Below are 12,671 nucleotides of genomic sequence, written 5' to 3'. Positions count from 1 at the left end.
CGCTGGTGCCTACGATGGGGGACGTGCTGCTCCTCGCCGCGATCCCGGCCCGTCCCACCGGACCGGTCCGCTGATGCCCTCGCGCATGATCGCGCGCGGCCTGGCCGCGCTGACCGTCACCGCCGTCGAGGTGGGCCACGACGAGCTGGAGGCGCGCCGCCAGGTCGGGGCGTTCCTGCAGAACCTGACGATCGACCCCGTCGTCGTGCTCCGCGAGGCCGTCGCGGCCGTCGCCGAGCTCGCTCCGGCCGAGATGCGCCAGGCCAGCGGAGAACGGCAGCTGCTGGCCGCGCTGGAGGCGCGGTCGTGGCTGGAGCGGATGACCGTCGACTGCGCGCGCGGCGTCCCGCTCTGACCGTGCCCGGTGGGCGGGGCCGGCTTCGGCCGCCGCTGGACGTGGGCCGGGACCAGGGGTCGCGGGGGTGGCGGGCCCCGGCGGGTCGGGAGATCGTCGTGAGGAGGATGGACCCGTCGACGACGCCCTGACCCGTCTGCGGGCCCGGGGCGCAGTTCGGCAGCAGCCGGTGCTGCGTCACGGTGGTCCGCACGGGCAGTCGGTCCAGCCGCAGTCGGCCGGTGCCGCCGGGGTCGACGGTGATGCTCACCGTGCGGGTGGTGGCGGTGGGGACGTTGTACGTCCACCCGGCGCCCGCGACGGCGCGAGGAGGGCGGTGGTCGCCACCCGCAGCGGCGGTCAGAGCCGAGCGTCGAAGGGGACGGGGAGGCATCGTCGTTCCTCCCGTCGCTCCAGGACGTCACCAGGTTCCACGATCCGCCGGTCCACCCACCGCTGCACGGGGGTTGCTGTCGCTCGGGTGGGCCGGCAACCTGCCCAGTGACGGAGCCGTCGATGAGGCAATCCTCAGCGAAGATCACGTATGTAACAACTTCGTGACAAGACCGAGGCGGTCTTGGTGAGCACCCGGTGATGTCCTAGCGTCAGCCCTCGCACGCACTGAGCAGGCCCTCCAGAACCGTACGCCGGAACGAGGACGTCGATGTCGCAGTCGCAGTCGCAGTCGCAGTCGCAGTCAGCAGTGCCCGAGCAGGACCCCTCCAGCGCCCGCCCGACCCGCCGGGCCTTCACCCTGGCCTCGGTGGCCACGGCCGGTCTGGCCACGCTGTCGGCGTGCGCGGAGAGCCAGCGCGACGACGGGGGTTCGGGGGGCTCCGGCGACGACGGCGGTGGCCGGGACACGTTCGTCTTCGGCGGGTCCGCCGACCCCGACTCCCTGGACCCGGTGTTCGCCTCCGACGGCGAGACGTTCCGGGTCACCCGGCAGATCTTCGAGGGGCTCGTCTCCACCGAGCCGGGCACGACCGAGCTCGCGCCCTCGCTGGCCTCGAAGTGGGAGGCCTCCGACGACGGTCTGTCCTACACGTTCACCCTCCAGGACGGGGTGACGTTCTCCAACGGCGTGCCGTTCGACGCCGCCGCCGTCGTGGCGAACTTCGAACGCTGGTACGACCTGCGCGGCCTCGCGCAGGGCGAAGACCTGGCGTACTACTACCGGTCCATCTTCCGCGGGTTCAGGACCAACGACGACCCCGCGCTCGGGGAGTCCCTGTACGCGGGGTCGACGGCGAACCCCGACGGCACCGTCACGGTGAACCTCACGCGCCCGTTCGCCGGGTTCCTGGCGTCCCTGACCCTGCCCGCGTTCGCCATGCAGGAGACGGGAGCGGTCGAGGCGGGTGGGGGGAACGGCGCCGACGGTTCGGACCCGCGGCAGAGCGCCTACGCCACCTCCGGGCCCGTGGGGACCGGGCCGTTCACGTTCAGTGCGTGGGAACGCGGCCAGCAGGTCACCCTCAAGCGCAACGACGACTACTGGGGCGAGAAGGCCAAGGTCGCCACGGCCGTCGTCCGCGTCATCGGCGACGGCACCGCGCGCCGGCAGGCCCTGCAGAACGGCGACATCGACGGGTACGACCTCGTCGCCCCCGCCGACGTGGAGACGCTGGAGTCGTCGGACTTCCAGATCCAGAACCGGCCCGCGTTCAACATCCTCTACCTCGGCATCAACCAGGCCTACGCCCCCCTCGGCGACCTGAAGGTGCGGCAGGCGATCGCGCACGCCATCGACAAGGAGGCGCTCATCGGCAACGCCCTCCCCGAGGGCACGAAACCCGCCACCCAGTTCATGCCGGACAACGTCATCGGCTGGAACGAGGACGTCACGACGTACGAGTACGACGTCGACAAGGCCAAGCAGCTCCTCTCCGAGGCCGGGCAGAGCGGCATCGACGTGCCGTTCAACTACCCCACCGGGGTGTCCCGGCCCTACATGCCGAACCCCGAGACCATCTACAACGCCATCAACCAGCAGCTGAGCGCCGCGGGGATCACGACGACCCCGGTCGCCGAGCAGTGGACGCCGAACTACCTCGGGACCGTCCAGGGCACGACGCAGCACGGTCTGCACCTGCTGGGGTGGACGGGCGACTACAACGACCCGGACAACTTCATCGGCGTGTTCTTCGGCGCGGCCACCAACGAGTGGGGTTTCAACGACCCCGGGTTGTTCGAGGCCCTCGCCGACGCCCGGACCGTGACGAGCGAGTCCGAGCAGGAGAGCACCTACCAGGACATCAACGAGCAGATCATGACGCTCCTGCCCGGCATCCCGATCGCCAGCCCGGTCCCCTCCCTCGCCTTCGCCCCCGGCGTCGAGGGGTACACCGCCAGCCCCGTGCAGGACGAGGTGTGGAACACCGTCTCCGTGTCCGACTCCTGATGGGACCGGCCGCACCGGAGGGGGCGGCGTGCTGACGCTCGTCGTGCGCCGCCTCGGCCTGCTCGTGGTCGTCCTGTTCGGGTTGTCGCTGCTGCTGTTCGCCTGGGTCCGGGCCCTGCCGGGGGACCCGGCCCGGGCGCTGCTGGGGGAGAAGGCCACCCCGGCCGGCATCGCGGCGATCAACGAGCGGTACGGGTTCGACCAGCCCGTCTGGCAGCAGTACGTCACCTACCTCGGGCGGTTGCTGCGGGGGGACTTCGGCGCCTCCATCAACACCGGGCAACCGGTCGTGCAGACGTTCACCGAGCGGTTCCCCGCCACGATCGAACTCGCCCTCGCGGCCCTGCTGCTGGCCATCGCCGTGGGGATCCCGCTGGGCTACCTCGCCGCGCGCCGCCGCGGCGGCTGGCTGGACCACCTCGTCGTCGGCGGCTCGCTGCTCGGCGTCGTCGTCCCGGTGTTCTTCCTCGCCGTCATCCTCAAGTACGTCCTGGCCATCGAGCTGGGGTGGTTCCCCACCTCGGGCCGGCAGGACGCGCGCATCGACGCCACCCACGTCACGAACTTCTACGTGCTGGACGGGTTGCTGACGCGCGAGTGGGACGCCAGCTGGGACGCGCTCGTGCACCTCGTGCTGCCCGCCCTGGCCCTGGGCTCGATCCCGCTGGCCATCATCGTGCGCATCACCCGCGCCTCGGTCCTCGACGTCCTGGGCGACGACCACGTGCGCACCGCCCAGGCCAAGGGCCTGCCGCGCGCGATCATCAGTCGCCGGCACGTCCTGCGCAACGCGCTGCTGCCGGTCTCCACCACGCTGGGCCTGCAGGCCGGGGCGCTGCTGTCCGGGGCGGTCCTGACCGAGACGGTGTTCTCCATCAACGGCATCGGCAGCTACCTGTTCGACGCCGTGACCCAGCTCGACTACCCGGTGCTGCAGGGGTTCATCCTCTTCATCGCCGTCGTGTACGCGCTCGTGAACCTCGTGGTGGACGTCAGCTACGGGTTCATCGACCCGAGGGTGAGGGTGTCGTGACCGCACTGGACGCGCTGCCGCCGACCGGACCCGGTTCGCCGGACGCGACGGGCGAGGCGAGCGGCGAGGCCGGGGCCGGACCCTGGCGCTCGGCGTGGCGGCGGTTGCGCCGCAACCCCGCCGGGATCGTGGGTGCCGTCATCGTCGTGCTGTTCGTCCTGGTCGCGGTCTTCGCCCCCCTGCTCGCCCCCTACCGGCCCGCCACGGCGGAGTGGTTCGGGCAGGTCACCCCGACGTCCGTGCCCGGCCCGAGTGCCGAGCACCCCCTGGGCCTGGACTCCTTCGGCTCGGACCTGCTGACCCAGCTCCTGTACGGCGCGCGCTCCTCCCTCGTCATCGGCGTCGTCTCCACCGGGGTCGGTCTCGCGGCCGGGGCCCTCCTGGGGATCCTCGCCGGCGGGATCGGCGGGAAGGTCGACACCGTCGTCATGCGGGTCGTCGACGTGCTGCTGTCGATCCCCAGCCTGCTGCTGGCGGTGTCCGTCGCGGCGATCCTGGACCGGGGCCCACTGGCGATCATGCTGGCCGTCGCCGCCGCGCAGGTCCCGATCTTCGCCCGCCTCCTGCGGGCCTCGCTGCTGGCCCAACGGGGTCAGGACTACGTCGTCGCCCTGCGCTCGCTCGGGCTGCGCCGGCGCCGCATCGTCGTGGGGCACATGCTGCCCAACTCCCTGGGCCCGGTCCTGGTCCAGGCCACCTTGACGCTGGCCACCGCCGTCATCGAGGTCGCCGCGCTGAGCTTCCTGGGGCTGGGCGACCCGAACCCCGCCGTCGCCGAGTGGGGGCGCATGCTCGTCACCGCCCAGGCCCGGCTCGACCAGGCGCCGATGCTGGCGCTGTACCCCGGTCTCGCCATCGCCGTCACCGCGCTGGGGTTCACCCTGCTCGGCGAGGCGCTGCGTGAGGCCCTGGACCCGAGGAGTTCGCGATGACGTTGCTCGAGGTCGAGGACCTGCGGGTGACGTTCTCCCGCAAGGGCTCGCCGGACTTCACCGCCGTCGACGGGGTGTCCTTCGACGTCGACGCCGGTGAGGTCGTGGGCCTGGTCGGGGAGTCCGGCTGCGGCAAGTCCGTCACGTCCCTGGCCGTCATGGGCCTGTTGCCGCGGCGCTCGGCCCGGGTCAGCGGGTCCGTCCGCTTCGACGGCACCGACCTGCTGCGGGCCTCGCCCGCCCAGCTCGCCCGCCGCCGCGGCAAGGACCTGGCCATGGTGTTCCAGGACCCCATGACCTCGCTGAACCCCGTCCTGACCCTGGGCCGGCAGCTCACGGAGGTGCTGCGCACCCACACCGACCTGGACCGGGCGGCGGCGAAGAAGGAGGCCGTGGAGCTGCTGGGGCGCGTCGGCATCCCCGACCCGCGCCGGCGGGTGGGGGAGTACCCCCACCAGCTCTCCGGCGGGATGCGCCAGCGCGTCCTCATCGCCATCGCGCTGGCCTGCTCCCCGCGGCTCATCATCGCCGACGAGCCGACGACGGCCCTGGACGTGACGATCCAGGCGCAGGTGCTGGACGTGCTGACGGGGCTGGTGCGGGAGTCGGGCACGGCGATGGTCCTCATCACCCACGACCTCGGCGTCGTGGCGGGCACGTGCGACCGGGTCAACGTCCTGTACGCGGGCAAGGTCGTCGAGCGGGCCCGGCGCGAGGAGCTGTTCGCCCGGCCCCGGCACCGCTACACGACCGGTCTGCTCGCGGCCGTCCCCCGCGTCGACGCCCCCGAGGGCACCGCCCTGCAGCCCGTGCCCGGCTCGGTCCAGGACCGGCTGCCGTGGGACGTGGGCTGCGCCTTCGCCCCCCGCTGCGCCGTCGCCGACGAGGCCTGCCGCGCCGGGCTCATCGGGCTGGACGCGGCCGGTGGCCCCGCCGCCCACTCCGCCCGCTGCGTCCACCCCGCCGAGCTGGAGGTCGCCCGATGACGAACGAGGTGGGGGAGGCCGCGGCGCCCGAGGCGCTGCTGTCCGTGCGCGACCTGCAGGTCCACTACCCCCTCCGCTCGGGGATCCTGCAGCGCCGCGTCGGGGCCGTGAAGGCCGTCGACGGGGTCTCCCTGGACGTCGCGCGCGGCACGACGTACGGCCTCGTGGGGGAGTCCGGTTGCGGGAAGTCGACGCTGGGCCGGGCCGTGCTGCGCCTGGAGGAACCCACCGCCGGGTCGGTGCACCTCGACGGCCGCGACGTGCTCGCGCTCGGCGCGGAGGAGCTGCGCCGGGAGCGCAAGCGCATGCAGATGGTCTTCCAGGACCCCCTGGCCAGCCTGGACCCGCGCCAGACGGTCGAGAGCGCCCTGACCGAACCCCTGGCGGTGCACCGGGTCCCGGGCGGGCCGTCGGCGTGGCGCACCCGCGTGCGCGGGCTGCTGGAGCGCGTCGGGCTGCCGGCGGGGGCGGGCGCGAAGTACCCGCACGAGTTCTCCGGGGGCCAGCGCCAGCGCGTCGGCATCGCCCGGGCCCTCGTCCTGGACCCGGCGCTGCTCGTCGCCGACGAACCGGTCTCGGCCCTGGACGTCTCCGTCCAGGCCCAGGTCCTCGTCCTGCTCGAGGAGCTGCAGCGCGACCTGGGCCTGACCTACCTCGTCATCGCCCACGACCTCGCCGTCGTCAAGCACGTCTCGACGACGGTGGGGGTCATGTACCTCGGCGGCCTCGTCGAGGAGGGGCCCAGCGGCGAGCTGTACGACCGGCCGCTGCACCCCTACACGCGGGCGCTGCTGTCCGCCGCGCCCGTGCCCGACCCCGTCGCCGAGGCCGCCCGCGAGCGGGTCCGCCTCGTGGGGGACCTGCCCAGCCCGGCCGACCCGCCCACCGGCTGCCGGTTCCGCACGCGCTGCCCGTGGGTGCAGGAGACCCGCTGCCACGACGAGCGCCCCCAGCTGCGGGTGCTGCCCGGGCACTCCCCGCGGCACCGGGTCGCGTGCCACTTCGCCGAGGACGTCGAGGCGGGGCGGCTGGTGCCCCACCGGGGGGCCGACCCCGCCCAGCTCGCGCAGGGCCCCGCCGTTGCAGGCCCGTGACCTGGGTGGATAGGTTCACCCGGACCGCCGGGGCACCCGTCCTGCGAGCGCTACGACCCGAGGTGATGAAGTGGCTCTGCCTCCCCTGACCGCCGAACAGCGCGCCGCCGCCCTGGAGAAGGCCGCGGCGGCCCGCCGCGAGCGGGCCGAGGTGAAGCACCGCCTGAAGTACACCGGCGGCAGCCTGGAGGAGGTCATCGCGGAGGGCCAGGAGAACGAGGTCCTGGGCAAGATGAAGGTCTCGGCCCTGCTGGAGTCGCTGCCCAACGTGGGCAAGGTCCGCGCCCGGCAGATCATGGAGGAGATCGGGATCTCGGAGTCCCGGCGCGTGCGCGGCCTGGGCGCCCACCAGATCGCCGCCCTCGTCGAGCGCTTCGGGTCCGCCAACGGGAGCGCGTCCTGAACGCTGTGCAGTCCCCGCGCCCGTCCCCGCGCCCGTCCCCGCGTCACCGCCTGACCGTGCTGGCCGGTCCCACCGCCGTCGGCAAGGGCACCGTCTCGGCCGACCTGCGGGCCCGGTACCCCGACATCTGGATCTCCGTCTCGGCCACCACCCGCGCGCGGCGTCCCGGCGAGGTCGACGGGGTGCACTACCACTTCGTCTCCGAGGACACCTTCGACGGCTACGTGCGCGACGGGGAGCTGCTGGAGTGGGCCCGCGTCCACGGCCGGCACCGCTACGGCACGCCGCGCGGGCCGGTGCAGGAGGTGCTGGCCTCCGGGCGCCCGGCGCTGCTGGAGATCGACCTCGCCGGGGCCCGCCAGGTCCGCCAGGCCACGCGGGGCACCGACCTGGAGGCCGGGTTCGTCTTCCTCGCCCCGCCGAGCTGGGAGGAGCTGGTCCGCCGCCTCGTCGGGCGCGGCACCGAGACCGAGGCCGAGCGCGAGCGCCGGCTGGCGACCGCGCGCGTGGAGCTGGCCGCCGAACCGGAGTTCGACGTGACCATCTACAACGACGACGTGCAGCGGGCCACGGACGAGCTCGTAAGATGGATGGGTCTGCCGGTCAGCTGACCGGCTCTTTCGACGCGAGGAGAACTGATCGTGGCTGGAACCGTCGCGGCGCCCGAGGGCATCACCAACCCGCCCATCGACGACCTGCTGACGGTCGCCGACTCCAAGTACGCCCTGGTGATCTACGCGGCCAAGCGCGCCCGTCAGATCAACGCGTACTACTCCCAGCTGGGCGAGGGCCTGCTGGAGTACGTCGGCCCGCTGGTGGAGACCCACGTGCAGGAGAAGTCCCTGTCCGTGGCCATGCGTGAGATCAACGAGGGTCTGCTGACCTCCGAGCCCATCGAGCAGTGAGCACCGCGCTGTGAGCGAGGGGCCCGCCCCCGGCTCCCGGGCCCCCCGCGTGGTCCTGGGGGTCGCGGGCGGGATCGCCGCCTACAAGGCGGCGCTGCTCCTGCGGGAGCTGAGCGAGACCGGGCACGACGTGACCGTCGTGCCCACCGCCGCCTCCGAGCGGTTCGTGGGCCGCGCCACGTGGGAGGCCCTGTCCGGCAAGCCGGTGGCCACCGACGTGTGGACGCACGCCGACGAGGTGCCGCACGTGCGGCTGGGCCGCTACGCCGACCTCGTCGTCGTCGCCCCCGCCACCGCGGACCTGCTGGCCCGCGCCGCGCACGGCCTGGCCGACGACCTGCTGACCAACGTCCTGCTGACGGCCACGTGCCCGGTCCTGCTGGCCCCGGCCATGCACACCGAGATGTGGCTGAACCCGGCGGTGCAGGCCAACGTCGCGCTGCTGCGCTCGCGCGGGGTGACCGTCCTGGACCCGGCCTCGGGCCGGTTGACCGGTGCGGACTCCGGCCCCGGGCGCCTGCCCGAGCCGGCCGACGTCGCCGCGGCGTGCCGGCGGCTGCTGGGGTCGGGCTCGCGCCCGCGCGACCTCGCCGGTCGCCGCGTCGTCGTCTCGGCCGGCGGGACCCGCGAACCCCTGGACCCCGTGCGCTTCCTGGGCAACCGCTCCTCGGGGCGGCAGGGCGTAGCGCTGGCCGCGGCCGCCGCCGCGCGCGGGGCGCACGTGACCCTCGTCGCCGCGCACCTGGAGGTGCCCGTCCCGGCGGCCGTGCAGGTCGTGCCGGCCGGTACCGCCGCCGAGCTGGCGCGGGCGGTGCAGACCGCCGCCGCGGACGCCGACGCCGTCGTCATGGCCGCCGCCGTCGCCGACTTCCGGCCCTCGGCGCGCGCCGAGGCCAAGATCAAGAAGTCCGAGGACCCGTCCCGGGACCCCGTCGTCGTGCTCGAACGCACCCCCGACGTCCTGGCCGGGCTCGTCGCCGAGCGCGAGGGGGCCGCGCCCGTCCTCGTGGGGTTCGCCGCCGAGACCGGCGACGAGACCGGCTCGGTGCTGGAGCACGGCCGGGCCAAGCTGGCCCGCAAGGGCTGCGACCTGCTCGTGCTCAACGAGGTGGGGGAGACCAAGGGGTTCGCGACCGCGACGAACGCCGTCGTGGTCCTGGGCCGCGACGGCACCGAGCGCGAGGTGCCCGAGACGAGCAAGGACGTGGTGGCCGATGCGGTGTGGGACGCGGTCGTGCCTATGCTTCCTCCCGTCGTCCCGACACCCGCCCCTTCCGCTGACCCTGGAGCCTGAGTGACCACCCCCTTGCGCCTGTTCACCTCCGAATCGGTCACCGAGGGGCACCCCGACAAGATCTGCGACCAGATCTCCGACGGGATCCTCGACGCGCTGCTCGCGCAGGACCCCCGCAGCCGCGTCGCGGTCGAGACGATGGTCACGACCGGGCTCGTCCACGTCGCCGGGGAGGTCACGACCGAGGCCTACGCCGACATCCCCACGATCGTGCGCCGCACGCTGCTGGACATCGGGTACGACTCCTCGGCCAAGGGCTTCGACGGCCGCACCTGCGGGGTCGAGGTGTCCATCGGCTCGCAGTCCCCGGACATCGCCCAGGGCGTCGACGAGGCCTACGAGAACCGCGTCGGCGGCGGCGCGGACCCCCTGGACCTGCAGGGCGCCGGTGACCAGGGCCTGATGTTCGGGTACGCGTGCGACGACACCCCCGAGCTCATGCCGCTGCCGATCCACCTGGCGCACCGGCTGTCCCAGCGGCTGAGCGAGGTGCGCAAGAAGGGGGAGATCCCCTACCTGCGCCCCGACGGCAAGACCCAGGTCACCATCGGCTACGACGGCGACCGCGCCGTGCGCCTGGACACCGTCGTGCTGTCCACCCAGCACGAACCGGAGGTCGACCTCGTCAAGACGCTGACCCCGGACGTGCGCCGGTTCGTCATCGAGCCCGTCCTGGAGGGTCTGGACCTCGACACCTCCGACATCCGGCTGCTGGTCAACCCCACGGGCCGCTTCGAGATCGGCGGCCCGATGGGCGACGCGGGCCTGACGGGCCGGAAGATCATCGTCGACACCTACGGCGGGATGTCCCGCCACGGCGGCGGCGCCTTCTCCGGCAAGGACCCCTCCAAGGTCGACCGCTCCGCCGCCTACGCGATGCGCTGGGTCGCCAAGAACGTCGTCGCCGCGGGTCTGGCCACGCGCTGCGAGGTGCAGGTCGCCTACGCCATCGGCAAGGCCCAGCCCGTCGGCCTGTACGTGGAGACGTTCGGCACCGAGACGGTCGCCCGCGGCCGCATCGAGGCCGCCATCCGCGAGGTGTTCGACCTGCGCCCGGCCGCGATCGTGCGCGACCTGGAGCTGCTGCAGCCCGTCTACGCCGCGACCGCCGCCTACGGCCACTTCGGCCGTGAGCTGCCCGGCTTCAGCTGGGAGCGCACCGACCGCGTCGACGCGCTGCGCGCCGCGACGGGGAACTGAGCCCCCAGGAGCAGGTCCGGCCCGCCGCCGACGGGCCGGACCCGGGGACCGCGCGCAAGCGCGCGGCGCGGCGGGCGAAGGCACCCGAGGACGTCACGACGACCGACCCGGTGGCCCGGGTGCTGCTCAGCTCGGCGCTGCCGCACCTGGACCGGCCCTTCGACTACCTCGTCCCGGCCTCGATGGAGCACACCGCCGAACCGGGCCGGCTCGTGCGCGTGCCGTTCGCGGGCACCGACGCCGAGGGCTACGTCCTGGAGCGGCTGGCCGGCACCGACCACACCGGCCGGATGGCGCGGCTGCGGCGCGTGGTGTCCGGGTTGCCGGTGCTGCCCGGCGCCACGCTGGAGCTGTGCCGGCGGGTCGCCGCCGAGTACGGCGGCACGCTCTCGGACGTGGTGCGCCTGGCCGTGCCCGGCCGGCACGCCGGGGCCGAGGAGCAGGTGCTCACGGCCGAGCCCGTGCGGCACGACCCCGTCGCGCTGGACCTGCGGGCGGGCCCGGACCTGCTCGGCTGGCAGCGCCACCAGGCCGGCCCGGCGTTCCTGGCCCACGTCCGCGACGGGCACTCCCCGCGCGCGGTGGCCACGTTCGCCCCCGGCAGCGACCCGTTCGCGCTGCTCGCCCTCGCCGCCCGCGCCACCCTGGCCTCGGGGCGCACCGCGCTGCTCGTCGTGCCCGACCACCGCGACCTGGACCGGCTGGCGGCCGCGCTGGACCGCGTCGTGCCCGAGGGGCACGTCCGGCTGGAGGCCGACCTGGGCCCCGCGGCCCGCTACCGCTCCTTCCTGCAGGCGCTGACGGGGCGGGCCCGGATCGTGGCCGGCACCCGCGCCGCCGTCTTCGCCCCGCTGCCCAACCTCGGGCTCGTGGCCGTGCTGGAGGACGGGGACGACTCCCACGCCGAGCAGCGCGCGCCCTACCCGCACGTGCGCGAGGTCGCCGTCCTGCGCGCCGAGCAGGCCGGGGCCGCGGCCCTGTTCGCGGGGTGGACCCGCACCGCGGAGACGCAGCTGCTCCTGGAGTCCGGCTGGGCCCGGCCGGTGCTGGCCACCCGCGACACCGTCCGCGCCACCGCCCCGCGCATCGCCATCGCCGGCACCTCCGGGCCCGACGCGCAGGACCCGCTGGCCGCCGCCGCGCGCCTGCCCAGCGACGGCTGGCGCGTCCTGCGCGAGGCCGTCCGGCGCGGGCCGGTCCTGGTGCAGGTGCCCCGCACGGGGTACGTCCCGACGCTGGCCTGCCAGACCTGCCGGGAACCGGCCCGCTGCACCTCCTGCCACGGCCCGCTCGCCGTGCCCGGCGCGGGGGAGCGGGCCACCTGCCGCTGGTGCGGGCGGCCCGCCACCGACTGGACGTGCGGGCACTGCGGGGACGGCCGGTTCCGCGCCGTGGTCACCGGGGCCCGGCGCACCGCCGAGGAGCTCGGCCGCGCCTTCCCCGGCGTCGACGTGCGCACCTCCGGCGGCTCGCACGTCCTGGACGTCGTCCCCGGCGGGCCGTCCCTGGTCATCGCCACCCCCGGCGCCGAACCCGTGGCCCTGCAGGGGTACGCCGCCGCCCTGCTGCTGGACGGGTGGGCGCTGCTGGCCCGCCCGGACCTGCGCGCCGCCGAGGAGGCCCACCGCCGCTGGACCGCGGCGGCCGCCCTCGTGCAACCGGCCTCGGCCGGTGGCGCCGTCGTACTCGTCGCCGACCCGCAGGCCGCGCCCGCGCAGGCCCTCGTGCGCTGGGACCCGGCCGGGTTCGCCGAACGGGAACTCGCCCAGCGCCGCGAGCTGGACCTGCCGCCGGCCGCGCGGTTCGCCGGGCTCATCGGGTCCGCGGCCGACGTGGAGGAGTTCGTCACCGCCCTGCCCGCGCTGCCCGGGATGCGGGTCCTGGGGCCCCTGCCGGTGCCGGACCGGCCCGGGCACGCCCCCGCCGTCCGCAGCGTCGTGCGCGTCCCGCGGGAGCACTCCGGCGAGCTGGCGGCCGCGGTCAAGACCGTCACCGCCGGGCGCAGCGTCCGCAAGCTGCCGCTGGTGCGGGTGCGGGTGGACCCCCTGCAGATCGGCTGACGAGCGCGGTCCAGGGCGCGCGAGCG

12 protein-coding genes are annotated in these 12,671 nt (G+C 74.6%); all 12 read left to right on the top strand.

Annotated features, from left to right (window positions below):
- Positions 1–73 precede the first annotated feature (73 nt).
- The gene (locus tag AB2L27_RS02715; protein WP_370439926.1) at positions 74–355 is read left to right on the top strand and encodes a hypothetical protein; all 282 of its coding nucleotides are present in this window, start codon (positions 74–76) and stop codon (positions 353–355) included.
- Positions 356–998: 643 nt separating this feature from the next.
- Entirely contained in the window at positions 999–2,738 is a 1,740-nt protein-coding gene (locus tag AB2L27_RS02710; protein WP_370439925.1) for an ABC transporter substrate-binding protein, read from the top strand.
- A 28-nt stretch (positions 2,739–2,766) separates the two neighbouring features.
- Positions 2,767–3,771, top strand: coding sequence for an ABC transporter permease (locus AB2L27_RS02705; RefSeq protein ID WP_370439924.1), 1,005 nt, complete (start codon positions 2,767–2,769; stop codon positions 3,769–3,771).
- Positions 3,768–4,703, top strand: a complete 936-nt coding sequence (locus AB2L27_RS02700; protein ID WP_370439923.1) for an ABC transporter permease — start codon at positions 3,768–3,770, stop codon at positions 4,701–4,703. The genes AB2L27_RS02705 and AB2L27_RS02700 overlap by 4 nt, the downstream gene beginning before the upstream one ends.
- Positions 4,700–5,689 (top strand): ABC transporter ATP-binding protein, encoded by a 990-nt coding sequence (locus AB2L27_RS02695; RefSeq protein ID WP_370439922.1) that lies wholly within the window; start codon positions 4,700–4,702, stop codon positions 5,687–5,689. The genes AB2L27_RS02700 and AB2L27_RS02695 overlap by 4 nt, the downstream gene beginning before the upstream one ends.
- Positions 5,686–6,783, top strand: coding sequence for an ABC transporter ATP-binding protein (locus AB2L27_RS02690; protein WP_370439921.1), 1,098 nt, complete (start codon positions 5,686–5,688; stop codon positions 6,781–6,783). Before AB2L27_RS02695 ends, AB2L27_RS02690 begins: the two co-directional genes overlap by 4 nt.
- Before the next feature lie 70 nt (positions 6,784–6,853).
- Positions 6,854–7,186 carry an integration host factor, actinobacterial type gene (gene mihF, locus AB2L27_RS02685; RefSeq protein WP_370439920.1) on the top strand — a complete coding sequence of 111 codons (333 nt, stop codon included), beginning with the start codon at positions 6,854–6,856 and terminating at the stop codon, positions 7,184–7,186.
- Positions 7,187–7,242: 56 nt separating this feature from the next.
- Positions 7,243–7,797, top strand: coding sequence for a guanylate kinase (gene gmk / locus AB2L27_RS02680; RefSeq protein ID WP_370439919.1), 555 nt, complete (start codon positions 7,243–7,245; stop codon positions 7,795–7,797).
- Positions 7,798–7,827: 30 nt separating this feature from the next.
- Positions 7,828–8,091, top strand: a complete 264-nt coding sequence (gene rpoZ, locus AB2L27_RS02675) for a DNA-directed RNA polymerase subunit omega (RefSeq protein ID WP_106206095.1) — start codon at positions 7,828–7,830, stop codon at positions 8,089–8,091.
- Positions 8,092–8,101: 10 nt separating this feature from the next.
- Positions 8,102–9,385, top strand: coding sequence for a bifunctional phosphopantothenoylcysteine decarboxylase/phosphopantothenate--cysteine ligase CoaBC (gene coaBC, locus AB2L27_RS02670; RefSeq protein ID WP_370439918.1), 1,284 nt, complete (start codon positions 8,102–8,104; stop codon positions 9,383–9,385).
- Positions 9,386–10,585, top strand: coding sequence for a methionine adenosyltransferase (metK, locus tag AB2L27_RS02665; protein WP_370439917.1), 1,200 nt, complete (start codon positions 9,386–9,388; stop codon positions 10,583–10,585).
- A 110-nt stretch (positions 10,586–10,695) separates the two neighbouring features.
- On the top strand, positions 10,696–12,645 hold the full coding sequence (locus AB2L27_RS02660) for a primosomal protein N' (RefSeq protein ID WP_370439916.1): 1,950 nt from the start codon (positions 10,696–10,698) through the stop codon (positions 12,643–12,645).
- Positions 12,646–12,671 lie beyond the last annotated feature (26 nt).

Source organism: Kineococcus halophytocola, assembly GCF_041276425.1.
Classification (GTDB): domain Bacteria; phylum Actinomycetota; class Actinomycetes; order Actinomycetales; family Kineococcaceae; genus Kineococcus; species Kineococcus halophytocola.
This window is presented reverse-complemented; position numbering and strand designations above follow the sequence as displayed.